Genomic DNA, 24,998 nt, shown 5'->3' on the forward strand with positions numbered 1-24,998 from the left:
CTATGATTATGAATAGATATACCATTGGTATAAAGCAAAATAAGCATATCATTGCCTGGTATCCACTTCTGTATGAAGTGTCAATGAATCCAGGCCTTATGTACGGGTAAACATATTGCCGCAGTGTGTCCTGAAAAGGACATCCATGTGAACTTTGACAAGCTCTATTCGCTATTGTTACTCTTTGTACAGGAGTGTTTCTTTTATATATAAAAAAGATAGATTCATGGAGGGAAAGCATGACAGAATGGATCACGCAATTTATACTCTTTTTTAAAGATTTGTCATACGCAGGTCTCGTTATTGCCTTGTCGTTTGAATTCGTACCTGCTGAACTTGTACTGCCCATGGCGGGATATTGGGTGTATCTTGGGGATATGAAACTTTGGCTGGCTATTCTGGCTGGTACCGTAGGCGGAACGTTTGGACCTCTGACGTTATATGCCCTGGGACGATACGGCGGCAGACCGATGGTCGAAAAATTCGGCAAGTATTTCTTGATTCGCCCCCACCATCTGGACGCTTCCGATAAGTTCTTCGAGAAATATGGCAGCGGGGTAGCATTCTATGGACGTTTTGTACCCGGTATTCGGACCGTGATCTCCATCCCATGTGGAATGGCAAAGATGAATGTGTTTAAATTCAGTATCTTTACCTTCTTGGCCATGCTTCCGATCACCTCATTGTACATTTACTTAGGCTTCAAACTAGGCTCTCAATGGGAGCACGTGGACGAGATTGTTAAACCTTATATCGTTCCGGCAGCGGTGGTTTTCTTGGGTGCTTTTGGATTTTACGTGCTTTTGAAACGTTGGAAAAGAAGAACGGCTTTGAACAAGTCATAGGTTTGCCTGAGGAAATGCGGGCTGTATAGTAGAGTGGCTGGTATATGATGAAAAAAAGTCCTTACTCTACATGACCCGTGGTTATGATTTGTGAAGATACTGCGATAGGTGATACACCGTACTAATCTAACTTGGTTATTCATATGCAAAGCCCCACCGATCATGGCGATCAGTGGGGCTTTATCGTTTCAATTGATTTCTAAATCAATTCCTGTCGTCTTTTCAAATACACATACAACACTACTCCCGATGCCGCACAGATCACAGCACATAAACCGATGAATCCATATCCCGCCTGAAGTCCGCGCAGCAGCCCTAACTGAGTCGTTGAACCGTACAGATTCTTCACGCCCTCAATCACCCAGCCAATCACATAGTTACCGATGACACTACCAACCCCCATCAAGGTAACCGTGAACGTAATCGCGGTGTCACTGCCGTTCGGATATCTGCGTGCGATAAACGCCATAACTGTTGGATAGATCATCGCTATTCCCGCGCCAGATATTGCAAAGAAAATCGCAAGACGCTCTCCCCCTGCAAGCGCTACGAACGTACATACTCCCGAGAACGCCGAGAACAGAATCAGTGACAATACAAATCCGATCCGGTCCGTCAATGGTCCAAGCAGCAGGCGTCCCAGCGAGAATGTGAGGAAGAACGCAGATAATAACCCGGAGGCTTTGACCGTGTCCCACGTATAGGCTTTTTCCAGGAAATTAACCAGCCAACCCCCAACCGCCAGTTCCGATACCACGCCAAAAGAAAGAATAAGCACCATCAGCCATAGGGCTGGATCACGTGTTAACGTCTTCAGTGATGTCCGATCTTCATGAGCAAGATCATCCCCCGGGAATTTGCTGCGCAGCGCCGCAATAATCGGCAGCAGACAGAGTGACAACATCACCAGATACATGCCGCGCCAGTCCAGTTCGTGTCCAAACACCTTCAAGGACATGACACCCGTCGCCAGCAAAGGTGCTACCGTTGAACTCAGCCCATAGAAGAAGTGGGACAGGTTCATCATCGTACCTGTGTTTTTTAGAAAGATCCGAGCACCCAGAATCGCCAAGGCAATCTCCAGCATGCCGTTACCGATGTACATGAAGAAGTACGATGAAGCAAAGAGTGGATAGGTATGAGACACATAAATGAACACACCCGAGAGGATCATCGATGCAAACGATATGATGCTAACCGCCTTGATGCCCCATTTGCGAACCAGAATAGCCGTGAAAGAGCAGGCGATCAGGTAACCCAGTGCATTCAGGGACAATAAAGTCCCGAGCTGTTTCTCATCCAGATTGAAGTCGAATTGAATGCGCGGGATGGCAGGCCCCTTAATATTTTCCGATATCCCGAATACGATAAATCCAAGAAAGATCGTTGCCAGCTGCATGGCATACAGCTTGTTGAACTTTCGTTTGTTCCCTTGCGTACCTGCTTGCTGATTCAAAATAAGTTCCCCCATTGTGTTCGGAAAAATGGTTACACTTGATAACTACGATTGCAGTACCATCTTCCGACCGCTGTTATCCCTGTATTTTTTTGATTTGTTCCTAAAGGTGAAAATACAGTGATAAAGGCGTTCTTCAGATTGGTTCTGCCCTCTCCGTTATCGTGTAAATGATTTGTACATTTGAAATAGGAAACATGGTTAAGCTTTATTCCTAAAAATAGAATACTCGTAAAAGCTCCTTTTTCCTTTACCATTGCTTCTCAATCACCTGGATGCGGTAGGTCAGGCTCTCCAGCGTCACCGCGACTAGCCCAGTCACATATTCGCGCCGAGTGTCTCTTTGGATGATCAGCTCCGGCATGTGCTCCAATGGAATCATTCGATCCAGACAGCCTTGCGTCAGGCCATCCCGCATAGCCAGGTCCATCGTATCACCTGTAACCACAATCGTGGCGGGGTTAATAATCGCGATGATGGATACCAGCGTCTGTACCACCAGTTCCTGCAACCCTTCCGTCGCTTTCAACATTCGCAACTGTTCTTCCCGTGAAACGCCAAAAGGTAAAAAGGACACCTCGCCCCCAAATTGCGTATTCCCCGTCAACGGACGACCATCAATAATAAAGCCTGCACCCGGAAAATGGTTCTCCGGAAATGTCACCACCGCAAAGTTCTTCTCTTCCTCAAATTGTTGTTGGTTATACAGTCCGTAGACCGTCAGGTTCATGTCGTTTCCAATGACCACTTCCACGTCTTCATATTGTTCCTTAAGCCTTGGCCCAAGCGGCTGATACATCAGCTCCGGTACGTCGCAAATCCCAATAACACCGTTGTGTGCCACGCCAGGTATGCCAATCCCAATCGCCTGAACATTGTGGTGTTGTTCGATCAGATTTGCAATCAGATCCTCTACCACCGGGACATTAATCTCATCCATAAATAGTGTCTGTTCGTCCGCCATCTCTCCGTTCAGATTGGCATATGTATGCGTGATTGAGTGAATGCCGCCCTCTGTTCGAATAATCAGGCAAAGTACGCTGGCGTAGTCCGCATTGAATTGATACCGACTCGCCGGTCTTCCCCCACTCGATTCGTCTGGACCCAGATCGATAATTTCACCTGTTTGGAGTAACTCATTCAGGATGGTGCCGCATGTCGCTACGCTGAGTTTCGTCAGATTCGCAATGGAAGCCTTAGTGCCCACTCCCATGGAGCGTAGCGTATTCTTCACAAGTTCAACGTTGATGCGCTTCACCTGTTGGGTGTTGTGTGATGTGGGTAACATGGTAAGTTATATGCCTCCTTTCGTTCATTTCGAACCATTTCAATGAATGTTTTTAAAAGTATTTTAATAATTGAAGTGTAGGGGGATTTGGGAGGAAAGTCAATGCTAAATTGGAAGCGAAAAACGTTTGGATGGAAAGACAAAAAGACAGTTCAAGATCATCTTGTGTGATCCTGCACTGCCCTTTAGTTAAGGTGACTTTATGTAGACTGGCTCATTTGATTTGCCAAGATGCTCTTCTCCAGTCGGACTTTAAATAACTTTCGATTCAAATCCTGTTCCATGGAATGAAGGTGAAATGCTGCTTGTTTCACGGTATCCATCTCTAGCACACCTGCCTGTTTCGCGATGATGTCCATGGCGTCTAGGATGAGTTTGTTGCAGGTAACCAGTTGGTCTACGTAATCATCTTCTTGTTGGACAAGTTGTGTGTACTTCGAAGCGAGGTCTTCGCTGTTAGTACTTGTCATGTCACCACTCCTTTGTTAAGGAGAGATTAACATAGATGTAAAAAGAAAGTGGTACCTGAACACGTAACAATCGGTAATGGAGAAATTTATTTTATTTTATTTATTTGTTTTCTTATTTTCTGCATATGTCTTCTTTTAACTATTCCTATGTTTCTCTCATCTACAAAGATTTTTTCTGCTCTTTTTACATACGATATAAAATTTCCTTTGGCAAGTTTAGAACCCTTTTCGGACTTAGACCCTTTAACTGAATATACTCGATATAAATTTTCAAAACTCACTTTGTTTCCTTTTTTAGTAATTCCATTATTATTAATAACATTTTTTAGTTTTTTATACATTCTATAATAATATTTAGATATAGTTTTATCTCTTATTGCAACATTCTGACCATCAAAAGAAAAGCCCAAATAATTCATAATATTGTTTCCATTCTTGACATTATGCAATATTTTTTCATTAAAGCTTATCAATTTACCATTATCGAACTTAAAGATTTGTGTTTTATCTGGTTGTAGATCGAGATTAGGAGTCTCATCAACAATTGAGTTAATTAATTGGAATTTCTTTCGAAATTCATTCCAATCTTCTTTTGGAAGTATAACTATAAAATCGTCACTATACCTCATGTATAATCCATTGCTTTTCTTGACAACATTATTAATTGATTTATCGAATGCTAACATGTAAATATTTGAAAGTACTCCACTTATTGCGGATCCCTGCGGTATTCCGTAATTATCAGGATTAGGTATTACATATGTTTTCACTAATTCTTTGAATTCTTTTGGTGAGATAGCATACTCCAATTTATTGAAGGCTTTTATATCATTCTTCAACCCATTTAGTTCAAGGAGAATTTTAAGATCCCACTTTGAATATTTTGTTATGTTCTTATAGACCGCGTAATAATCTCCTGGCAGTCTCTCTACATCTAACAAACTGCATATCATTTGTTTTAAATATGCATGATCTAAACTATCAAAAAATTTAGTGAAATCACCTATAACTACATAACATTCACTTTGGCTTTTGATAAAATCAATAGCTCTCTTAGCAAAGTGAATATTATTTTTTTTAGGCTTATTGTTCCTGTACGCTATTGCTACGTCATCAATTTTATCAAGTTTTGCTCTTTCATTATATATTTGATTTAATTTAAATCCATAGTACTGATATATGTATCGATCCTTATGTGCAGAATAATAAATCTCACGAGGTTTTTGTATTCTACCTTTCATTTTATGAAATTTATGGAATATAATTGTATAATGAATAAACGGATAAAAGCCATGTTTCGAAACTTTTTCAGGATTATTTATATAATCCCATACTCTATTTAAAGAAACCTTTGAATCAAAATGTGCATAATTTCTTCTGTGTTTATTCTTTTCTTTCCATTTTTGAAGTTCCACTCAAATCCTCCCTAAAAAGCGTAATACCTGTCAACACGGGGGGTAGTATCCCTTAGATGACAGGTATAGCTTAAAACTTGTATTTAGTTGCAATAATGATAAATGAGTGCATGCTAAATCCAACTACCCAAAAATTTCCCGAATTAGCAACTATAGTATAATAGTTAGGGAGGGATGCTCAGTGACCAAGATTGTACTCTGGTTAATTACTATCATGATTACCGAACAGCTATCATCTGAGAACATATTCTTATCTATCTTTCAAGAATTGTTCATAAACAGATTGATAACAATCTCCAACCTTCATATCTAAAACATGAAGTAAAAAAATTATAGCATATTTTGATATATTTTCAAACTATATGTTAAACTTTGTTAACAAAAATAGGTTGCTAGCTATCCTTAACAAGATGCAACAATAAGATTGTTAAAAAAATCTATTCTTCAAGAAATTAAAACTGAATTAAAATATCAAATAGAGCAATAGTAAACTAAAAACAGAACATAACTTATAATTGTATATGGTAAGTTAGCTCGTAATAAATTAATACCAGGGAACAGAAAATAGCTTAATGTACTAAGTTACAAAAAGCACTCAATTACTAAGTCCCATTGATGTTATTTTCTTTTTTCTCTGTCTTGTATCTTCTCTATATAATCAAACATATCTTTTTAAGTATAAATGTTCCTTCATTCTTTTCACCTCTAAATTTTCTTAAAATCCTAATTTCTATGTAAAGTGACTAATGATCAGGTTCTTGAACTTTTCACCATCACGTACCCTATGTGAGCTTCATTATTAGCACAACACCATAACATATGCTCGGGTAGAAGGCCGTTCGAAAAAGTCACAAAATGTTCCTGTTGTCTCCCCCCATTGACAATCCCGACAAAACAGGTCTATCCTAATAACGAACCAACCATTCACTATTAAGGAGTCGTTCCCGATGGTGCAAGCCAAGAAAGACGAAGTCAGGAAAGAGATTGAATACGCGGCGCTCAAAGTCTTTTTTGAAAAGGGCTATGTGGATGCCAAAATGAGCGATATCGCGGATGAGATCAATATTTCCGTGGGCAATATCTATACTTATTTTAAGAACAAGAAAGAACTATTCTACGCCGTCGTGCCACCGGATCTAGTGGATTATCTGAAAAATGTGCTAGTGGAGACCATTCACTTTGATAATCAGACCTTGTTCAAGGAAACGGATAGCGAGCGAAAGTCGGCGCTGTTGCAGGAACAGGTAGATGTGCTACGTAAATACCGGAATCAGATTGTCATCATCTTCGAAAAAAATAAAGGAACCATCTACACCAACGCCAAGAATGAGCTTGTTGAGCTGATGATCGAAACCAAGAAGGCCTACCTCAAGAATCAATATAAACGGTATGAGATTGGCACCGAAGAGAACTCGATCTTACTGAACATCCTCGCACACAATGTAATTGACATGAACCTAGATCTATTGAAGCGGGATATGAGTGAGGATAGCCGAAAGCAAATTTTCGAAGCGTTGTATGTGTACAGACTGTACGGTATGAAGAGTCTCAACGAATAACACTCCATCTCATCATTTATGCCGGGTAGACAAAGCGTGCAGATCAGATCAACTTCACTTGGTTTGCACGCAAAAAAACCTCATCATAGATCAGCCTATTTTTTTGACCTAAAAATGAATTTATTATTCATTATTGAAAAAGAAATCGTCGTTACCCTAACTACTCGCTTCACCCATATCCAAAGGAGGAACACAACATGAACACCGCTTACGCATTAAAAAACGTCAATCTGATCCACGGGGATGCGAACCGCAATCTGCAAAAAAACATGACGATTCTCGTCAATGAACAAGGACTTATCCAGGATATCGGCCGAGATCATGAGTTGCATATCCCAAGTCACTACACAACCATCGACCTCTCAGGGAAATACGTGATGCCTGGATTAATTAATGCACACGTACACCTCTTTGCAGATGGTAAACCGTTCAGTCTCTCGGTCAGTGAAGGTTTGTTGCAGTTTGCCTATGATCTGATATTGAACACCAAGTTTGGTAGAAACGCATTGAAAAAACGCATGAAATGCAACGCGCTGACCGCACTCCATGCGGGTGTGACGACAATGCGCAGTGTCGGGGAATTCTTTTACACCGATGTCCAGCTGCGGGATGAGATTAATAACGGCGACTTTGTCGGCCCTAATCTGCTTGTCTCCGGGTTTTTCCTAAGTGTCACGGGCGGACATGGTGCTCCATTCCTGGCTCTGGTTGGCGACTCCCCTTGGGAAGCAAGAAGAAATGTACGCATCAATGTAAAACACGGCGTGGATCTGATCAAAATCTGTGTCACGGGTGGCGTGACGGATGCGAAGATGGTTGGCGAAGCTGGACGTTTACAGATGACGGTGGAGGAAGTTGCGGCGATCTGCGATGAAGCGCATAAGATTGGCCTACGGGTGGCAGCGCATGTGGAAAGCACGGAAGGCGTACGGGTTGCGTTACAAGGTGGCGTCGATACCATCGAGCACGGTTCGGAGATGGATGACGAAATCATTCGTTTGTATAAAAATAATCCCAATACCCTGAATGGCTACACCGCACTCATCCCCACCCTGCAAGCCGCTTATCCATCCGCTTCACTGGATACCAGCGTAACGAAGGTAAGTGCAACGGTAAAAGAAAATTCCAAACTGGTCTACGATTCCATGCTCAAAGGCGTAAAACAAGCGATCGAAAACGACATCACCATCGGTATAGGTACTGATGCCGCCATGCCTTACGTGACTCACTATGATATGTGGAGAGAGATGGACCACTACATGAGACAGGCCAACCTGAACAACAAACAGGTCATCGACATGGTGACCCGAACCAATGCAAAGATCCTCGGTGTTGACGATGTTACAGGGACGGTGGATATCGGGAAACATGCCGATCTGATTATTATGGAGCAAAATCCGCTGGAACATATCGAGGCCTTGTCAGACATCGCTATGGTCATGGTCAAGGGAAATCTAATTCAAACACCATCTGTCACAAGAATCAAAGAAGTCGACGATGTTCTAAACTCAGTTTGGTAAATTCAGGAGTGAATATTAATGAACAAAATCATTCCACCACCCTCTTCAAAAACATGTAAAACCCAGTATAAAAAAGCAACTACGAAGGGAGGATACCCTGAAACCGTAGGTGCTTTTGGTTAAACAAAACTTCAATTTAACCCTCAACATGCTTACTTTTGTGAACGGAAGGTGAGTTCTTCGTTTTAAATGTTGTATGTGGTGTTTAAATCATTTCAAGCTCTGTCTTTTTCTTACCCACATGTACACTACTATTGAACCTACTAAAGCAATGACCAAACTCATTATTGTTATACTCATATAATTATTCGGAGATGTACCGGAGTTAATGACCGGATAGCCACCCGCACCGTCTACTTCTGGATCAACTCCTTGGGATTGCACATCTTTTAAGAAATCAATCGTCTTGGAGGAATCCCATAGCTGATTATTATCCATACCTCCCATAAGTGATTTTTTCTCAGTAGGTACATCTGGTATATTTACTTCTTTACCATTGATCTTCACGGCCAAATAACGGATATTTCCGTCCTTGATTAATACCGGATTAAGCGTATCTACGTCAGTAGATAAGGATTTTGTCATCGTATTTAAGGACGCATCCAACCTGGAGGCATCTCCTCCTGCAAGAACCAATCTGAACTCACCTTCGAATTGTTCTATACTAAGAAATGACTTTCCAACACCGCCCGATTGCACAATAAAGTCATACTGTCCTGTCGGCTTAGACACATCAATCAGACTGTCAGATACTTTTTTAAACTTGTCAGAGTCAAATAAGTATACTTCGAAGCCAGGGCCTAAAGTGACAGACTTAACTTCTTCTTCATTCTCATAGCCATATCCCACAGGATCGTCTAATACCATTTTTTTGAATTCATCCAATCCTTGTCCTTTGGCAAAGGTCTGTACATCTTCAGGTACATTGCTGGCATAACTACTTGGAGCCATAATGTAACTGACCATTAGACCTATCCCTATCATCATTAAAATTCTAATATATTTCATGATTATAGACCTCCTCAGCTAATCCTTATTGATAATGCCAAAAGTCTTTAAGTCCCCATCTCCACGTTCTTTCTGCTCCCGTACCTCCGTTAAATTTCGAGAATTCCATTGAAGTTTTCACTCCATCCCAAGGATCCAGATAATGCATATAATAAGTATAGGTAGGAGTATTACTATAGCCATAAATAGCAACTGCATGACCAATAAGAGCCGTAGGACTATTCCATTTCCAACTCACATATACGGGGCGCCCTCCATCAATCTGACTTTTTACTTGGGCAACATTTAGATTACCTGAGTAATAATTAGAAGATACTCCATAGTCATGCATTCCACTTTGGGCTTCTACTGTGGATGCCGATACATTTGCACAAGAACTGGTTGACTTCACTTTCTTAACGAAATCGCATTGATAGACATTTTTGTTAGCCATGAATTTAAGAACACTTGAACTAACTGCTGCCCAACACCATTCACTCTTCTCTTGCTTTGCAATAGGATATGATGGCAAATCAGTAGAAGCAGCATATGCTTGTGACACAAAAGAGAGTGTGAATATTAGTGCAAATACGGAGAATAAAAAAGTTCTTCGAGATTTCATTTTAAACCTTCCCCCTCATTTCATTAGATTTGAATAAATTTGTTAAACTGCGCTTATCTACCTCAATCTTTTTTTGTTTCCCTCCAATCCAAACCTTCCATATTCATGTCACCCACACTGTATATAACAAGTAATTTATCATAAATGTTTCCAATTCTTAAAAATACTTTAATCTAAGTCCAAAAAAAAGTAGCGCAAAGCATATCCACCATTTGAGGCTTGTTGCAGTGTGCCTATGATCGGATATTGGATACCAAGTTCGGCAGAAACGTTTTGAAAAAAATGAAACATAACGCACTGACTGTACTCCATGCAGGTGTGACGACGAGGCGTCGTGTGGGAGAATTCTTTTACACTGACGTGCAGCTGCGGGATGAGATTAACAACGATGATTTGTCAGACCCAATCTGCTCGTCTCCGTTTTTTTCCTAAATGTACGGATGGACATGGGGCTCCTTATCTGGCACTGGTGAGCAACTTCCCATGGGAAGCATGAAGAATAAGGGTCGCTTTACAAGGTGGTGTGGATACCATTGGGTACGGTTCTGAAATGGGCGACGAAATCATTCGTTGGTACCAAAATAAACCTAACGTCGTTCTTCTTCCTGACGATAGGCGGGATAATTGGGCAACTCATTGATTTCGAGAACATCTTGTCCAACATCAGGACCAAATTCTCGTCCAATGGCTTAAATGAAGGATTAACGGTTGCTATCTCATTGTTGTGCGTGGGATCGATCCCGATTCTGGGGCCACTACAAAGTGCATTACAGGGGGATAATACCTTTTTACAAATCAATACGATTTTCTCAGGTATTACGTCATTGATTCTGGCATCCACCTTTGGGATCGGCATCATCTTCTCAGCGTTCATTCTATTGATTATCGAAGTACTGGTCTTCTTCTCGGCTGATTTCTTATCCGTCTTCATGACGACAAACATCATGAACGAAATTACGCTGATTGGCGGCATCCTGGCGCTTTGTACGGGGTTAAATATTTTGAAGATTACGAAGATCAAGGTATTGAATCTGCTGCCTGCCTTATTTATTCCGATCTTTCTGCTGTAGCTTCAGATATGTAAAAATAGAACATCAATAATACGTAATACTTGCTTCAATTAAATATGCTTTATCTTTAGGATTCAATAATTGTGGCATTATGCTTTGAGGAGGCGGAATATCTTCAACAGGTTCTCCATCCAAAAATAATTCTAGTGCTTCTTTCGCCATCACTAATGCTTCATCAATTGATTCGCCACAGGTGATACATCCAGGCTGATCAGGAAATGTAACATTAATTCCATCCTCAGCTAAATTAAATATTGCGTAGTATTGGTAAGTTCGAATCATATGGGACACTCTCCTGTTATCTACACTTTTAGCAAAAACAGCAAAAAGCCTTTCGAATTATATCTGAAAGGCTTTCAACTCGTTTTCACTCTTAAATTTCCCTCAAATATATTGTTATAAGATTAATCATTCAATCCTTTGCCTTCCAGGATCGGCTGCATGTACTTCTCGATTCGTGACACTTTTGTTTTGGATTGCTTCGGTTGTGAGAAATAATAGAGATATGCCCGCTGCCGTCCGGGTGTCAGTGCTTCAAATGCGGCCTGGAAAGCAGGATTCTCATCGAACTGCTGCTGAAGTTCCTCAGGAACGCTATATTCGGTAGTCTTTTTCATTTCCACTTGCAGTCCGGCCTGTTCCACTTCAATCGCTTGCTGGATATAGGCTTTGATCATAGCCTCCTGCTCCACAATCTGCTCCAGACTGGTGAAGCGAAGCTGGCGTTCTGCCTGTACATTCTCCGTTTGCTGGACCAAAATGCCGTGTGTATCCTTCAGCAGAGCACCTTTGAAAAACAGAATGGCCACGTATTCTTTGAATCCATGGATCAGAACGATGTTTTTCCCATCCAGCATGTAACAAGGGTGCATCCATTTCATATCCTCTGTCAGTTCAAAATCCCGAATAATCTCTCTCAACTTTGTGGACTCTTCCTTCCACGCTTTGAGTTTTTTTAGATAGCCGTCAACTTTGCGATTCCCACTTGTATCCGTCATGGAGAAATACCTCTCTTTATTTCATGGTTTTATAGGTTCAATTGTACTGGTTTTCAGTAGATTGTACAGCGTTGCTTACAGAGCTTTTATTGACTTTTCCACTTGAATTTAAACCTTAATAACAACAAAGACCATCCTGTTAGATGGCCTATCATTTAATCCAATCTCATCTAATAATTTTCAATCGACAGTTCACCATACCCATAGTAAAATAATGGAATGCCTATTGCCATAATTCCAACATATGAAAGGATGATTTAAATGAGAGAGTACACAGTCGTTCCAGGTCCCAAAAATGTTCAAGTAAACCGAGGTGATACTCAGGCTGCTGTTAATTTATTTGCTGATATCATCAATCACAAAGCACAATCCGGATGGATCTATCAATCGATGGAGTCGCTAGCTGTCACCGAGAAGCCCGGTTGTCTCCAGCAACCTGTTACAACGCATCATTATATGCTTATTTTCTACAGAGAGATTTAATAATCGTATAACAATCATGAGAAACTCAGAATCTGAGGAACTGATATATAATAACATGCCATCCGAAGAAGAACTTATTAGACTCTTACATACACATCATGAAGAAAACGATCCTCGAAGCAGCTTCTATATAAGAACTCATGTTATTCCCGAAATCGATTGGTTGAAGTCTTTGCTTAACGTTACACTTGCATTATTGGCAGGTCTAATCATCTCTATGATCTGTTTCTATCTCTTGAATCTATTCACCCCAGTATATGCTTTGCTAAGCGCCCAGATTGTTTTCATAGCAAGTATATTATTCATAGTTCTACGACGTGTTAGAGCAATCCTGATATGGAGTATTAGAATTTATCAACGTTTTGCCCCCATTGAAGTGAGGAACAAATGTCGTTTTGAACCAAGCTGTTCTGTGTATATGATTCAAGCTATTGAGAAATACGGGGCGGTTAAAGGTCTTTCCTTGGGCATCCAGCGTCTTCGTAAATGTAATATCAACGGTGGAGGATATGATTATCCTTAAAATTAAAAGGTCCATAGACTGTCTATGGGCCTTTTGGTTTGGTTAACATTTATGGCTTAAGCTAATATCTAGTAGTGACTGTGTCTCATCTTCCAACATGGAGGAAGCTATCATCATGAAGTCTTCAGCCCCAATCTCAAAGTGACCTTTACGAAATGGAAACCCCCAATTGCGATTTCCACGTGTAAAACTAAGTTGGTCTAACAACGTTGCGATCTTTACTTCTCGACACGGAAGATAACGGAGATCTCGGCGAAAGGGTACAAAGGATTCCGACATCTGATATTGGTATATCCTGTCGTCGGTAATTTGACCAATAGCGGTAAACGCCTGAAGTGGCTGCCCTATTGATATGTCTGTGCGTGGAGAATAGTATATCAGCCAGTCACCCGCGGACATCTGTCGCAACAGTGCTGACTTGCCATGGCACAGCTGCGCAAACCCTCCCTCTACGGCTACATTTACATGAGAAGCAGATACAACACCAATCCAATATCTGCTGTCCTGATTTGGTTTCATGAATACATCCCATTCCCTTCTCTCGTTTACATCTCCAGATTCGATATCAATCGATCCAATTGTAAAAAATGATGTCTGTAGTGCATCTCTATCAACAAAAACCACTCCTGAGCGTTTAGAGCGCCAAGCCTTGGATGACGTATTTTGTTGTTTACGGACGCTTGGTGTAGAACAGCTGCCGTGCTTCTCATCCGTTCCACGACCATGCGAAGCCCATCGATCAAAGACTCCATACTCTCGGGTGGTTGCGGGGTGTACTGCGGGGAAGCAGGAACCTTAATTGGAACGGGAGGGAATTGTCCTAATTCAAACACTTGCCTACCCAGTTCTGTTTTTTCCTCACCCGAGTTTAATGTTGAATCCCCGCTGCTCAAACACTGCTCAATATTATGTAGATGCAAGAAAAGCGCTGATTGAATCAAATGTACATACATCTGTCCAATGGACCATTCCTCTTCACTCTGTTTTTTATATAAGCTCCCCATATCCAATTTGTTCAGTTCTACCAAATATCGTTCTACTGCCGTTTCAAATGATGTCAATACTTCCGTTGTACTTCTCATCCTTCAACCCACTCCTCTTGATCTGTGATATATCAAAGTATAAAAAAACACTACTGACAGGTGTATGTCAGTAGTGTTTTAAGATGTTTTTGGCTACTTCCTTCATTCGGAAGCGTAAAGACTCTGGCTCCAAGACCTCGATATCTCCACCCCAGCCAAGTAAATAATGCAATATTTCTTCCGGGTAGCGGACACGAAAATGAAAAACAACACCTTCCTCTTGCTCCTCAAATGCATCCATATAAAAATGCAGGACCTCCATAATTTTGTCAGCAATTTCAGGATTAGCCCGAATTACTACTTGTTCGTTACGGTCCTCAGGAGGTCGATAACTGTTTAGATCAAAATCCGGTGGCAAAAGGAACTGATCCTCCAGCACGGAAAGTTCAGTCATCCGTGACAAACGAAAATGACGGATGTCTTGTCGCATATCACAACGTGCAATTAACATCCAATTCTCCTGAACCAGTGAGAGTCCATATGGAGAAACCTCACGCATGTTATACCGATTGCCATCCGTTCCTGGCATTTTTTTCAGATACATAAAACTGATTTTACGTTGATCCAGAATGGCACTACGCATCTGGTTAAGGTATGTTTTCACCCGTGCTCGGGTTAAAGGTTCAACCGTATGAAGCAGTCTCATCGTTTCCCGAACACGTGTTGATTCGACACGAACGGATTCAGGTAAAATCGCTTCAATTTTGCGTTGAGCCGACTTAGCCTCCATCGCGTATTCTGTATCCATTCTCTGTTCGATAAAATCAGCTCCCATGAGCAGGGAGACGGCTTCTTCTGCGGTGAAGCTTACCGGGGGCAGAAAATATCCTTCCATGAGGGAATACCCATGACCCGGAGCACCCATGATCGGAACACCAGCCTCACTTAATGCCTGAATATCTCGATATATCGTACGTACACTTGTCTCAAATTGAGCAGCTAAATCTTCTGCTCTTAACATCTTTCTCCGCTGCAATTCAAGCGTAATCGCAAGTTGCCGCTCCGTTTTGTTCATATTCCAAGCCTCCACCGTTTCATCATCCAAACCTAACTCATTCTATCACAGTAACTTGCCCTTTCGTTTCGTGAATTAAAGCTATGGAACGTCTTAAATACCATCCAAGATGAGATAGTCTTAATCCAAAAAAAACTGATACCCCAAAAGGATATCAGTTTTTTATCTGCTTTATATCTACTTTATCTGCTTTATATACGGTTAAATCTCTTCGTTACCTCTTACACGTACATGGCCAGCAACAAGTTATAGATCATCGTCGCAGCTTCCGCTCGAGTCGTTTCACTTCCTGCTCGAACCGTATGGTCCGTATATCCACTCACAATCTTGGCCTGCACCGCTACATCCAGTGCTTCTTGTGCCCAAGATGGTGTCTGCGATGCATCCGTGAAACTTGGTTTAACGGATGTATTGCCAGACATTCCGGCTTGTGCATCTAAACTTACTTTCAGCGCATTCGCCATCATGACAGCCATCTCGGCACGGGTAATGGTCCGATCAGGCTTAAATGTGTTATCACCATAGCCTTTCACAATTCCGGCTTGCACGGCTGCGGCAATATCACCTTTTGCCCAGTCTGGCAGACTACCTTGATCTGCAAATGTCAGATCCGAATCCACGGACTTCAATGCCAGTGCCTTACTGAGCAACGTAACAAACTCTGCCCGTGTGATCTTCTTCGATGGTTGGAACGTACCATCTGTGTAACCTTGAATCACGTTCATGCCCAACAAACGATCTGCATAGTCGGAAGCCCAGTGTCCATTCAGGTCAGACAGATTCACAGGTGTGTAACTGGACACAACGAATGTACCCAGATGATTAACATTGGCCGTTATGCTTCCTGCTGCATTCATCTTGCCACCGATAAATACCCAGCTCTGACGAGCTTCATTATAATAGTAGATTGCAGGTTGGGTACCGTTAGGCAGATCTCCCGAATCCATATTCAGGCTCAATGCCGCCTGATCATTCAATGTTCTTCCGCCACTGCGGCTGATCTGTACAGCTTGTCCAAGTACATTCAGGGAAGCTGTATTCTGCAACTTGTCCTTGGCAACCACAGACACTTGCAGTGTATCCTTGGAACCAATGGCTCCCGATGGAACATTGAATTGCACGATGTCTTTCAGACCCGTTTGGACCGGCTGATTCGCTTCCACCTCTACCTTCACTTCAGTGGATGAATCTGACCCCGTTTCCGGATTGGTTGGTGTGGTTGGAACGGTAGGCGTTGTTGGCACACTTGGTGTGTTTCCTCCAGAATCCCCACCAGAGTTGCCTCCATTACCTCCACCTGAACCCCCGCCACCATTGTCTGAGCGGGCTTGTACAGTCACGGTACGGATAACTTCCTGTGCAGCATTACCAGCGATATCCTTCACGTTATACCGAAGGGTGTAAATCCCTGCTGCTTGTGTGTTCACCGTGCCATCCACCTGCACGGAACCACGGATGCCGACATTATCAGAAGCCTGTGCTCCAGGCTTATTGTACGTATCTCCCACGTTCAGCGTCATCTGGCTGCTACCTTGCAGGGTGATGACGGGAATCTCACGGTCTATTTTAATGACCAGAGGTAAAGTATACGTTTGTTCCAGATCGTCAGTTGCTCGGAATAAAAGGTTATGCTCTCCAGACTCCGTTGCCTCCAAAGGTGCATTCTCTGTATAAAGTTCATACGTCTGCCCTCCATCACGGGACAACTCGATAATCGCGGAAGTATCAGGCGCGTATACTGCGCTGGTTACACTAACCGTTACGGACTGGTTCGTCCACGTATCCGTGTGATACGGCTGGCCGTCAGCGGTAGTTAAGTTGCTTTTTAACACCAGCGCCTGATTATTCGTGCCTTCCACAATGACAGTGAACGTTTTGGGTTGAGACTCCGTGCCACGTTGCACGGTTGCTGTCAGGTCCAATCGCTCATTATTGTCCGGTTGCGTTAGCAGCTTGCCCTCGTTATTCATTAGTTCCGGCTTGGAGCTGGACCAGCTAATCGTTGCACCATGTTTCCCTTCGACAGGAAGGGTGAGATCGGAATGGACCGCGTTAAGATCGCCCAGATCAATTGCTTGGAGCGTATCGGTTACAGCCTGTGCGTCACTGTAAGGTGTGGCACTCATGAAGATTGGGTTGGAGTAGAACCACAGATCGCGATAGTTGCTATCGTTAATTTGATTAAAACGGGTCGTTGCATCAGCTGTCGTATTTTTCGGATCAAGTTGTGGTTCACCATTTACAGTCTCACCTGTCACGTTCATGCCCAGATTCGTACCGCGCAGGCGGAAATACTTGTCCTGATCTGTGGCTTTGATCTTGGTTGTGATGACATTATAGCCTTCGGCGTCTGTGGTCCAATCGTTGGACGTGAAGGTAGCCAGCACTTTGGTAGTGTCGTTGGTGTCTTTGTTATATGCGGCTGTACCCTTCTGGGCCTTGACTGTCACATCCCCAGCGATGAGATCGATGTGATCCACCACGGGTACTTGTCCAGCGGACGTGCCACTGTTGATTGGTTTTTCATAATTGTTGCTCGTCGTTGGACTCTTGAAGCGGATCTTCAGCTCTACTTCATCCCCTTGGGTCACATGAAGGTCTCCGCCCATCTCAACCTGAGCACCCGCTCCGGAAGCTGTAAAGTCCAGTGCGTTGATCAGGTCGCCGAATACGGAAAATGATTTCCCCGAACGCAGTCCATCCAGAACAGCCTGCATACCTGTACCCTCAACCCAAGAATACGTCTTGGCATATTCGCCCGGAAAATAACCACTGGAATTCGTGCCAATCGTCTTGAAGTGGTAGTCCGAATTGCCATAGTTCCAGAAGTGACGCCCTTCTCCAAGCAATGCATCCCATAGTCCGCCAACCTTGGCGACCATATAGTCTACACCGCCGTATGTACGGTATTTGTATCCATCATCTGCGGTCGGATTAGCTACATTGTAGCTTGTGTTGTACCCTCCACGGTCCGGTTCCATCTGATTGCCGAGCATACCTTCGATACCAAACACCACTTGTGGAGCCAGATCGTTGAACTCACGGAAGTCGGCGACGGTATATTTGTTTTTGCCCCGTGAAGGATGGTTGATCATCGCATAACTTGTCGTTGGATAGTTCGTTGCGAGCCAGTTGATGGCGGTTAAGGCATCTTGATGAGTCGTGTACGCACGCCCTCCGTTCTGATCCCATTTCGTTACGTCTGCCGCATTAAACAGGTTCGCTGCGCGATTCGTGAAACGGTATTCGAATTCCTTGGCAGCGTTCAGCGCTTCGGTTGAATTCGGCTCATCCGTGAGAATTCCTACCCCAACGTGTTCATGTGTAGGCATGTCCCATTCGAAACCGGAGAAGATCGTTTTACCCGCGTATTTGCCTGCATCCTGAAGTGCCTTGATCTGTGGTACCTGATATTCATTCATTCCTTGGGACATCGGGATTGGTCCACCCGAAATGTCGTTCCCGTTGTGATCTCGCTTGGATAACCGCAAATGATCCGTTAGCGCGATCCAGTCCAGCCCATATTTGGTTAAACCCGCATCGAGCACGTTCTCCAGTGAAACCTGTGCATCATCGGACTCAAACGTATGTACATGCAAATCTCCCGTTTGCCAAGAACCTGTTGCGGAGCTGTTGATCGATGTGTTGTCCCCCGAATCTGCATACGTTATCGCAGCAGGGAAAGCTCCCATGACCATCCCTGTAGCCAAGGGTATAAGTGTAAGCATAGCGAGCACTTTCTTGCCTTTATTAATGAACAAAATCATCCCACCACCCGATCTGAGTTGTTGTGTCGGGAGTAAATATAAGAGACTTTTGGGGGCAGGGTCAACGGCCTGGAAGCATGTATTTAAAATTTTACATATACCTGCATTTCTTTCATATTCCGTTAAAGGTTTTTCTAACTTATCCTAACGAAGTTATACTCTATACTGCTCCATATTGGGGGAGTGAATCTAGTGATAACGCTGCAAATAGGAGGTGATACAAAATTCAGAGATTGTTCACGATTCAGGAAAGTTCCACCACTGCTGTGGATCATTAGGAGGAGAACTGGTGTAGCGGAATGATGAGATGGAGTAGATAGTGGATTTTGTAAAAAGATCAGGGTTGCGCATATGCTGAGTATAGAAAAAAGTACCCACGAATCATAGGCATGATATGCCCTGAAGCCGCAGGTACTTTGGGTTGAGTGGGATTTTGTATCAGCCTTTACATCTTTACTTTTGTGAAATGGGGGCGAGTTGTTTGTGAAATCCGACCTATCTCCACTTTATAATTAAACTGGAAAAATACGATACATAAACTGATAATGTTGAAGATAGCTAACAACGCAAGGATCATTATTCATTGAAGGAGTTGCACACTTTTGAAAAGATTCTATCTAGGTTTTGGATTAACGATCATCATTATCATTGTACTATTATCAAGCACTACTCCAACAGAAGCAGCATCGAAGAAAGTAACCTTAAAATTATCAGATGGAGCGACGTACTATGGTGAAGTTTTAAACGGGAAACCTCATGGTAAAGGAACCGCGAGATGGGGAAAAACCGAAGTTTACTCTGGAGATTGGGTGAGTGGTACACGGCAAGGAAAAGGCAAGTATACATATACATTAGTTGAAGGTGGAGGTGTCCCCTTTGAGGATTACAATGAATCTAATATGGGCCATGGAACAGGTGAATTCACTACAAAAACCTACACCGGATCATGGATTAATGATACATATCATGGTAAAGGAAAAGAAATTACGCAATGGTTAGAAGTACAGTACCTTACTTCTTCTGATGGCAAGGTTCACCCTATACTTGGCAGCTACATCAACACCATTAACGATGGAACATTCAATCAGGGCAAGATGTCTCAGGGATATTACGCAATCCACTCTTCAGATACTGTCTCACTAGGATATACCGATCATACAACTACGATTGCTCTCAAAAATGATTATTTCAACGAAAAGTTAATTGGGGATAAGGACTTTTTTGACACGATTATCAATTATAAAAAGAAACACGGTTCTTCTGAAAAATATATTGGGATTAAACCATCCGAATTCTCCAAAGGTACATTAACTAGTGGCAAATTCACGGGGGTTACGCATCTAATCGATTATAGTAATTCAGTTAGTTATTCTAAACAAGTCATAATGAACGATAACGTATTAAAGGAGAATCACATAACATCTGCCGTCTTTAATAAGGATCGCAAACAAATCATTAATGAATTCCTGCAAGCTATTAAGCCCTATTCAGTCAAAATCAATACCATCTCTGACGAGATTATGTCATTAAAAGTCATTAACTATGAGGGAATGATCCCTAGGTAGTGGAGGTCACAAAATGAGAAAAAGGCGATGGATTGTGAGCATAGTCATTTTGATTATCATACTTTTCATGAGTGAATTGATGATGTTGTCCTCAGGAAAGGTTGGCGTTCTCAACATAACGCAGAGAGTTATTTCAGGTGCACCTCATGTTATCGTTCAAGGGCAGACACTGTCTTACCAAGGTAAGGTTCATTGGGAAGATATCCAAAGTAGTATTGAAGAATATTCCGCAAGCGATGAAGGAACGGTCTTGTATAAAACACTAGGCACCCCTGTCCCACCACCTTGGATATATGTGAGAAAAGGAAACCATCAGGGTTTCCGATATAAAAACCCGCAGCTTCCCTGGAAACTATAAAATGATCTGGGAACTTCACGAGCGGACATCACCAGATGTCCGCTTTTGCTATGAATTTGTAGACTACCTCGCTCAATGGTGACATCTCCTATGGTTCAGGTATCAAATACAATCCACACTATTGTTCCTCTCACTTTTCCACCAATCCGTTAAACTGCCTGAGCATGGCGGTGAAACGCTCCAGTTCCTTATCATCCCATCTGGATATACGGTCATAAAAAGCTGACTCCTTCTCCTTGAGCGCAGCAACCGTCGATTGTTGACCCAGTTCCGTGAGAGACAATAACACCCCGCGGCGATCCTTGGGGTCTTGTTCTTTGCTAACATATCCCGACTGTTCGAGCTGTTTGATTAATCGGCTGACCGAGCTGCGGTCCATTGCATTCGCTTCTGCCAAAGCCGCGGCGCTTGTTGGGCCATAGGAGTAGAGCCACCGTACCAGTTGAAAAGCGGCAGGTTGCAGGTTCGCATCAAAACGCTCGGCAGATCGAACGTTAAGCGCATGCGAAGCACTGATCAGTGCATGAATCTGCTCACCCAGCGCTAGCTCCAGGGTTGCTCTGTCTTTGGTTTTGACTGGATTTTCACTCATTATTGTTAACTCCCTCTCCCTGAAACATGAAAGTAGATTCCTAAAATATAGTTGACAAATATTAATTAATATTTATAGTTGATTTATGTCCATTATATAATTCCGAATCTATTCGTGTCAAAAGGAGATCTTCTTATGCAAACTAAACATCCCATTATTGTAATTACCGGAGCAACAAGCGGTTTAGGGCAGCTTGCAGCCATGGAACTCGCCAAACGCGGGGCACATCTTATACTCACAGCCCGAAGCAAGGAACGTGCAGAGGCTACCAGATACAAAATTAAGGAAATCATGCCTTCTGCCAAAATCGAATTTTTCTATGGAGACTTGTCTTTACTGAGTGATGTAAAACGTATTGGGCTGGAGATTGCAGCCGCTTATCCGCGTATAGACGTACTTTTGAATAATGCCGGACTTCATGCTTTTGAACAGCGAGTCACGTCCGAAGGATATGCCGAGATGATTGCCGTCAACTATTTGGCACCTTGGCTGTTAACGCACACCTTGCAATCTTCCCTGATTCAGTCGGGCCATGCCCGTGTCGTCAATGTTGCATCTGAAGCTTCGCGGAATCACGGCACTCTGGTGTTGCCAGATGACTTAACGGATATCACTCCTTTTACTGCACGTGGTTCCTCTCCAATCTATGGCAAAACCAAACTGCTCAATATTATGTTTACTGGTGAACTAGCCAGACAATGGCGTGGAACTGGAATTCGCGTAAATGCCTTGAATCCTGGCTTTAATGTTACGGGGCTTGGACGAGAGCTATGGTTTGCAAGTGTGCTTGAACGCCTGTTAACCTTTTTGCACATCGGCGACCCGCGCCGGGGTGCGGATATCATTACTCGTTTGGCTGTGGAACCGAAGTATGGCGAGGTTTCAGGAGGATATTTTAATGTGGGAACTGGAGCATCTATTGTTCCTATACATCCTGGCGGAGATGAGGCCATGCAAAACAGACTATGGATCGTTACGAAACAACTGATGAAAGATCACGGCGTGCTGGATTAATTGAACAAGAACAGGGGTGTTCCATAAGCCATAAACACAGCTAGGAACACCCCCTCCTTTTTTCAGTAACTTAGATTGCTGCAAATACCTTGTCAAAACCCGCTTTCGACTTAGCCAATATTTCACTCAAACTTAGATTCGATGCCGGTGCCAGTACTTCCTGAGCCACCACACCATTGTAACCAATCGCCTGCAGATTTCTCAGAAATCCACCCAAATCAATAACCCCTTCTCCGGGGTACAAACGCTCATAATCCAGTAATTCCTCGATCGGCAAATCATAAGCATCGTTGATATGCACATGAACAATCTGCTCTTTCTTCAGCTTCAAGAGATCTTCCATCGGTAAACCATTCGTATGCCAGTGATAGGAATCTACCAGTAAGCCTACGTTAGGCGCATGGATCGTCTCAATCCAGTCCAGCGTATCCTCCACACGCCAGATAAACGGATTCTTCCATTGCGTCCGCAAATGATGGCAGCCCACAAACTCCAGACCCAACTTAATCCCGTAAGCATCCAAGATATCTGCGCAGAGTCTCAAGCGTTTCGTAGCCGCTGCCATAAATTGCGCTGCCGGTTGATCCGTTGAGGGTAAAATATACGTGCAACAGTTGTAACAGTCCAGCGAAGCAGAAGCTTCTGCCATAGCGACCAACGATTGCAACCCCTCACGGAACTGTTCATCTGTCGTCCGCCACTCTACCGTCAGACCCGATGAACCGATGATCACCTGATTGCTTTCCAACAGATGTTGCGCCCGTTCTTTGCCATACGTTTCAATCAATGAGAGCGGATTCAAATCTACAGATCCGAATCCGTGCTTGGCCGCATCTGTAATATATTCTTCATCAGACTCGATGTTGCCCAGTCCCGCATTCGTTAACCCTCTAATCATCCCAATCTCCTCCTGTGACTCGTCTGGAATTGCAGCTTGTGTATCATTTTCTTTATCATTTTATAATAGCAGTACTCTCCGAAAAAGAAACCATCAAAAAAGAGCCGTAACAACGTTAATTTAACGTCATTACCGCTCTATCTTTTCTATCTCACGCTCTCTAACGTATATCGATTACGCGGAATTTCAAGACCCAGATTACCACGGAGCGTATCCTGTTCATATTCAGTCCGGAACAGCCCTCGTTCTTGCAGAACCGGGACAACCAGTTCCACGAAATCTTCCAGTCCATTGGGCACCACGGTACGAACATTGAATCCGTCTGCCGCTTCGCCTTCATACCATTCCTGAATCTGATCTGCGATCTGATCCGGTGTACCAATAAACGATGTGCGTGGAGTCGATGCCAGCAACGCCACTTGGCGCAGGGTCAGCCCTTGTTCCCGTGCCTGCTGCTTAATTTTATCTGTTGTACTGCGGAAGCTGTTGCTGCCGATCTCCCCGATCTCGGGAAAAGGTTCGTCCAGCGGGAACTGGGAGAAGTCATAATGATCGAAGTAACGTCCCAGATAGTTCAGCGCATGATCAATACTCACCAGTTCGGCAATTTCCTGATACTTCTGCTCCGCCTCTTCCTCCGTTCTGCCCACAATCGGGCCGATGCCTGGGAAGATCAGGATATCTTCTGCCTGACGTCCATATGCCACTGCTCTTGCCTTCACATCCCGGTAGAACTCCCTTGCTTCCTCCAGCGTCTCATGTCCTGTATATACGGCATCCGCCGATCGGGCAGCCAGATCTTTACCAGATTCGGATGAACCCGCCTGAAAAATCACCGGATGACCCTGCTTCGAACGTCCCACATTAAGCGGACCCTGTACGGAGAAGTGCTCCCCCTTGTGATTCAGCGTATGCATCTTCGCAGGATCGAAGAATACACCCTGCTCCTTATCTCCGATAAAGGCATCGTCCTCCCAGGAGTCCCACAGGCCTTTGACCACATTCAGATGTTCTTCCGCAATTTCGTAGCGCAGAGCATGGTTCGGATGTTCGCCTTTGCCGAAGTTCAGTGCCGAGCCTTCCAGAGGTGAAGTGACCACATTCCACCCGGCCCTCCCACCGCTTAATTGATCCAGTGATGCAAATTGCCGCGCAACCGTGAAGGGTTCACTATATGAAGTAGACAATGTAGCAACCAACCCAATGTGAGAAGTTACACCGGCGAGTGCGGACAGAAGCGTCAGAGGTTCAAAGCGATTGAGAAAATGAGAATTGGACTTCTCGTTAATGAAGAGACCATCTGCAATAAAAAGCAGATCGAACTTCCCTTTCTCCGCGATACGTGCCTGCTTCTGGTAGAATTCCAGACTAACGCTCGCGTTAACGGGAATGTCGGGGTGACGCCAAAAGGAAATGCTGTTCCCTACGCCGTTCAGATTGGCTCCCAGTTTCAATCGTCGTTGTGACATAT

23 protein-coding genes are annotated in these 24,998 nt (G+C 43.4%); 8 read left to right on the plus strand and 15 right to left on the minus strand.

What is annotated here, in order from left to right:
• The first annotated feature begins 239 nt into the window (after nt 1-239).
• A complete protein-coding gene (locus ACE04G_RS01375; RefSeq protein WP_100529177.1) occupies nt 240-845 on the plus strand; it encodes a DedA family protein in 606 nt (201 codons plus the stop codon).
• Nucleotides 846-1,044: 199 nt separating this feature from the next.
• Here ACE04G_RS01375 and ACE04G_RS01380 read toward each other — a convergent pair whose 3' ends face one another.
• The 4 genes from ACE04G_RS01380 to ACE04G_RS01395 all read right to left on the minus strand — a co-directional run bounded on the left by ACE04G_RS01380 (nt 1,045) and on the right by ACE04G_RS01395 (nt 5,474).
• A complete protein-coding gene (locus ACE04G_RS01380) occupies nt 1,045-2,244 on the minus strand; it encodes an MFS transporter (RefSeq protein WP_449003572.1) in 1,200 nt (399 codons plus the stop codon).
• 307 nt (nt 2,245-2,551) lie between these two features.
• Nucleotides 2,552-3,589, minus strand: a complete 1,038-nt coding sequence (locus tag ACE04G_RS01385; RefSeq protein WP_449003450.1) for an ROK family protein — start codon at nt 3,587-3,589, stop codon at nt 2,552-2,554.
• A gap of 200 nt (nt 3,590-3,789) precedes the next feature.
• Nucleotides 3,790-4,059: a hypothetical protein gene (locus ACE04G_RS01390; protein ID WP_449003449.1), complete on the minus strand. Its 270-nt coding sequence runs from the start codon at nt 4,057-4,059 to the stop codon at nt 3,790-3,792.
• An 86-nt stretch (nt 4,060-4,145) separates the two neighbouring features.
• Nucleotides 4,146-5,474, minus strand: coding sequence for a reverse transcriptase/maturase family protein (locus ACE04G_RS01395; RefSeq protein WP_449003448.1), 1,329 nt, complete (start codon nt 5,472-5,474; stop codon nt 4,146-4,148).
• A gap of 947 nt (nt 5,475-6,421) precedes the next feature.
• Here ACE04G_RS01395 and ACE04G_RS01400 point away from each other — a divergent pair.
• Both ACE04G_RS01400 and ACE04G_RS01405 read left to right on the plus strand, forming a co-directional pair.
• Nucleotides 6,422-7,033, plus strand: coding sequence for a TetR/AcrR family transcriptional regulator (locus tag ACE04G_RS01400; RefSeq protein WP_449003447.1), 612 nt, complete (start codon nt 6,422-6,424; stop codon nt 7,031-7,033).
• A 197-nt stretch (nt 7,034-7,230) separates the two neighbouring features.
• The gene (locus ACE04G_RS01405; RefSeq protein ID WP_449003446.1) at nt 7,231-8,553 is read left to right on the plus strand and encodes an amidohydrolase family protein; all 1,323 of its coding nucleotides are present in this window, start codon (nt 7,231-7,233) and stop codon (nt 8,551-8,553) included.
• 210 nt (nt 8,554-8,763) lie between these two features.
• On the opposite strand, the gene ACE04G_RS01410 is transcribed toward ACE04G_RS01405, so the two are convergent.
• The gene (locus tag ACE04G_RS01410) at nt 8,764-9,561 is read right to left on the minus strand and encodes a hypothetical protein (RefSeq protein ID WP_449003445.1); all 798 of its coding nucleotides are present in this window, start codon (nt 9,559-9,561) and stop codon (nt 8,764-8,766) included.
• Nucleotides 9,562-9,586: 25 nt separating this feature from the next.
• Complete coding sequence (locus ACE04G_RS01415) at nt 9,587-10,162, minus strand: papain-like cysteine protease family protein (protein WP_145323752.1); 576 nt, start codon at nt 10,160-10,162, stop codon at nt 9,587-9,589.
• A 533-nt stretch (nt 10,163-10,695) separates the two neighbouring features.
• On the opposite strand from ACE04G_RS01415, the gene ACE04G_RS01420 reads away from it, so the two are divergent.
• The gene (locus ACE04G_RS01420) at nt 10,696-11,232 is read left to right on the plus strand and encodes a DUF554 family protein (RefSeq protein WP_339305317.1); all 537 of its coding nucleotides are present in this window, start codon (nt 10,696-10,698) and stop codon (nt 11,230-11,232) included.
• A gap of 24 nt (nt 11,233-11,256) precedes the next feature.
• Here the strand turns inward: ACE04G_RS01420 and ACE04G_RS01425 are convergent, their stop codons facing one another.
• The gene (locus ACE04G_RS01425) at nt 11,257-11,514 is read right to left on the minus strand and encodes a type II toxin-antitoxin system HicB family antitoxin (protein ID WP_339305319.1); all 258 of its coding nucleotides are present in this window, start codon (nt 11,512-11,514) and stop codon (nt 11,257-11,259) included.
• A gap of 122 nt (nt 11,515-11,636) precedes the next feature.
• Nucleotides 11,637-12,230, minus strand: a complete 594-nt coding sequence (locus ACE04G_RS01430; protein WP_339305321.1) for a YdeI/OmpD-associated family protein — start codon at nt 12,228-12,230, stop codon at nt 11,637-11,639.
• A gap of 261 nt (nt 12,231-12,491) precedes the next feature.
• Here ACE04G_RS01430 and ACE04G_RS01435 point away from each other — a divergent pair, with 261 nt between their 5' ends.
• Together ACE04G_RS01435 and yidD are read left to right on the plus strand one after the other, a co-directional pair.
• Nucleotides 12,492-12,713: a hypothetical protein gene (locus tag ACE04G_RS01435; protein WP_100529170.1), complete on the plus strand. Its 222-nt coding sequence runs from the start codon at nt 12,492-12,494 to the stop codon at nt 12,711-12,713.
• 217 nt (nt 12,714-12,930) lie between these two features.
• Nucleotides 12,931-13,236 (plus strand): membrane protein insertion efficiency factor YidD, encoded by a 306-nt coding sequence (gene yidD / locus ACE04G_RS01440; RefSeq protein ID WP_486094115.1) that lies wholly within the window; start codon nt 12,931-12,933, stop codon nt 13,234-13,236.
• Between the two features lie 42 nt (nt 13,237-13,278).
• On the opposite strand, the gene ACE04G_RS01445 is transcribed toward yidD, so the two are convergent.
• The 4 genes from ACE04G_RS01445 to ACE04G_RS01460 form a co-directional block, all read right to left on the minus strand.
• A complete protein-coding gene (locus ACE04G_RS01445) occupies nt 13,279-13,755 on the minus strand; it encodes an EVE domain-containing protein (protein ID WP_449003442.1) in 477 nt (158 codons plus the stop codon).
• Between the two features lie 26 nt (nt 13,756-13,781).
• Complete coding sequence (locus tag ACE04G_RS01450) at nt 13,782-14,318, minus strand: DinB family protein (RefSeq protein ID WP_449003441.1); 537 nt, start codon at nt 14,316-14,318, stop codon at nt 13,782-13,784.
• 67 nt (nt 14,319-14,385) lie between these two features.
• Nucleotides 14,386-15,333 (minus strand): helix-turn-helix transcriptional regulator, encoded by a 948-nt coding sequence (locus tag ACE04G_RS01455; protein ID WP_449003440.1) that lies wholly within the window; start codon nt 15,331-15,333, stop codon nt 14,386-14,388.
• A gap of 221 nt (nt 15,334-15,554) precedes the next feature.
• Nucleotides 15,555-19,094, minus strand: coding sequence for an S-layer homology domain-containing protein (locus ACE04G_RS01460; RefSeq protein WP_449003439.1), 3,540 nt, complete (start codon nt 19,092-19,094; stop codon nt 15,555-15,557).
• A gap of 608 nt (nt 19,095-19,702) precedes the next feature.
• Between ACE04G_RS01460 and ACE04G_RS01465 the strand changes: the two genes are divergently transcribed.
• Nucleotides 19,703-20,665, plus strand: a complete 963-nt coding sequence (locus ACE04G_RS01465) for an MORN repeat-containing protein (protein WP_449003438.1) — start codon at nt 19,703-19,705, stop codon at nt 20,663-20,665.
• A gap of 488 nt (nt 20,666-21,153) precedes the next feature.
• On the opposite strand, the gene ACE04G_RS01470 is transcribed toward ACE04G_RS01465, so the two are convergent.
• Nucleotides 21,154-21,615, minus strand: a complete 462-nt coding sequence (locus ACE04G_RS01470; protein WP_449003436.1) for a MarR family winged helix-turn-helix transcriptional regulator — start codon at nt 21,613-21,615, stop codon at nt 21,154-21,156.
• A 135-nt stretch (nt 21,616-21,750) separates the two neighbouring features.
• Here ACE04G_RS01470 and ACE04G_RS01475 point away from each other — a divergent pair, with 135 nt between their 5' ends.
• Nucleotides 21,751-22,629 carry an SDR family NAD(P)-dependent oxidoreductase gene (locus ACE04G_RS01475; protein WP_449003435.1) on the plus strand — a complete coding sequence of 293 codons (879 nt, stop codon included), beginning with the start codon at nt 21,751-21,753 and terminating at the stop codon, nt 22,627-22,629.
• A gap of 70 nt (nt 22,630-22,699) precedes the next feature.
• Here ACE04G_RS01475 and ACE04G_RS01480 read toward each other — a convergent pair whose 3' ends face one another.
• Nucleotides 22,700-23,527 carry a sugar phosphate isomerase/epimerase family protein gene (locus ACE04G_RS01480; RefSeq protein ID WP_449003434.1) on the minus strand — a complete coding sequence of 276 codons (828 nt, stop codon included), beginning with the start codon at nt 23,525-23,527 and terminating at the stop codon, nt 22,700-22,702.
• A gap of 146 nt (nt 23,528-23,673) precedes the next feature.
• Complete coding sequence (locus ACE04G_RS01485; RefSeq protein ID WP_449003433.1) at nt 23,674-24,996, minus strand: LLM class flavin-dependent oxidoreductase; 1,323 nt, start codon at nt 24,994-24,996, stop codon at nt 23,674-23,676.
• Between the last annotated feature and the right edge of the window lie 2 nt (nt 24,997-24,998).

This window comes from Paenibacillus sp. AGC31 (assembly GCF_057334655.1).

What these genes read in the sequence shown, in the direction of transcription:
- ACE04G_RS01375 (WP_100529177.1), top strand. Translation starts at nt 240, where the DNA reads ATGACAGAATGGATCACGCAATTTATACTCTTTTTTAAAGATTTGTCA.
- ACE04G_RS01380 (WP_449003572.1), bottom strand. Translation starts at nt 2,244, where the DNA reads ATGCAGCTGGCAACGATCTTTCTTGGATTTATCGTATTCGGGATATCG.
- ACE04G_RS01385 (WP_449003450.1), bottom strand. Translation starts at nt 3,589, where the DNA reads ATGTTACCCACATCACACAACACCCAACAGGTGAAGCGCATCAACGTT.
- ACE04G_RS01390 (WP_449003449.1), bottom strand. Translation starts at nt 4,059, where the DNA reads ATGACAAGTACTAACAGCGAAGACCTCGCTTCGAAGTACACACAACTT.
- ACE04G_RS01400 (WP_449003447.1), top strand. Translation starts at nt 6,422, where the DNA reads ATGGTGCAAGCCAAGAAAGACGAAGTCAGGAAAGAGATTGAATACGCG.
- ACE04G_RS01405 (WP_449003446.1), top strand. Translation starts at nt 7,231, where the DNA reads ATGAACACCGCTTACGCATTAAAAAACGTCAATCTGATCCACGGGGAT.
- ACE04G_RS01410 (WP_449003445.1), bottom strand. Translation starts at nt 9,561, where the DNA reads ATGAAATATATTAGAATTTTAATGATGATAGGGATAGGTCTAATGGTC.
- ACE04G_RS01415 (WP_145323752.1), bottom strand. Translation starts at nt 10,162, where the DNA reads ATGAAATCTCGAAGAACTTTTTTATTCTCCGTATTTGCACTAATATTC.
- ACE04G_RS01425 (WP_339305319.1), bottom strand. Translation starts at nt 11,514, where the DNA reads ATGATTCGAACTTACCAATACTACGCAATATTTAATTTAGCTGAGGAT.
- ACE04G_RS01430 (WP_339305321.1), bottom strand. Translation starts at nt 12,230, where the DNA reads ATGACGGATACAAGTGGGAATCGCAAAGTTGACGGCTATCTAAAAAAA.
- ACE04G_RS01435 (WP_100529170.1), top strand. Translation starts at nt 12,492, where the DNA reads ATGAGAGAGTACACAGTCGTTCCAGGTCCCAAAAATGTTCAAGTAAAC.
- yidD (WP_486094115.1), top strand. Translation starts at nt 12,931, where the DNA reads ATGATCTGTTTCTATCTCTTGAATCTATTCACCCCAGTATATGCTTTG.
- ACE04G_RS01445 (WP_449003442.1), bottom strand. Translation starts at nt 13,755, where the DNA reads ATGAAACCAAATCAGGACAGCAGATATTGGATTGGTGTTGTATCTGCT.
- ACE04G_RS01450 (WP_449003441.1), bottom strand. Translation starts at nt 14,318, where the DNA reads ATGAGAAGTACAACGGAAGTATTGACATCATTTGAAACGGCAGTAGAA.
- ACE04G_RS01455 (WP_449003440.1), bottom strand. Translation starts at nt 15,333, where the DNA reads ATGAACAAAACGGAGCGGCAACTTGCGATTACGCTTGAATTGCAGCGG.
- ACE04G_RS01470 (WP_449003436.1), bottom strand. Translation starts at nt 21,615, where the DNA reads ATGAGTGAAAATCCAGTCAAAACCAAAGACAGAGCAACCCTGGAGCTA.
- ACE04G_RS01475 (WP_449003435.1), top strand. Translation starts at nt 21,751, where the DNA reads ATGCAAACTAAACATCCCATTATTGTAATTACCGGAGCAACAAGCGGT.
- ACE04G_RS01480 (WP_449003434.1), bottom strand. Translation starts at nt 23,527, where the DNA reads ATGATTAGAGGGTTAACGAATGCGGGACTGGGCAACATCGAGTCTGAT.
- ACE04G_RS01485 (WP_449003433.1), bottom strand. Translation starts at nt 24,996, where the DNA reads ATGTCACAACGACGATTGAAACTGGGAGCCAATCTGAACGGCGTAGGG.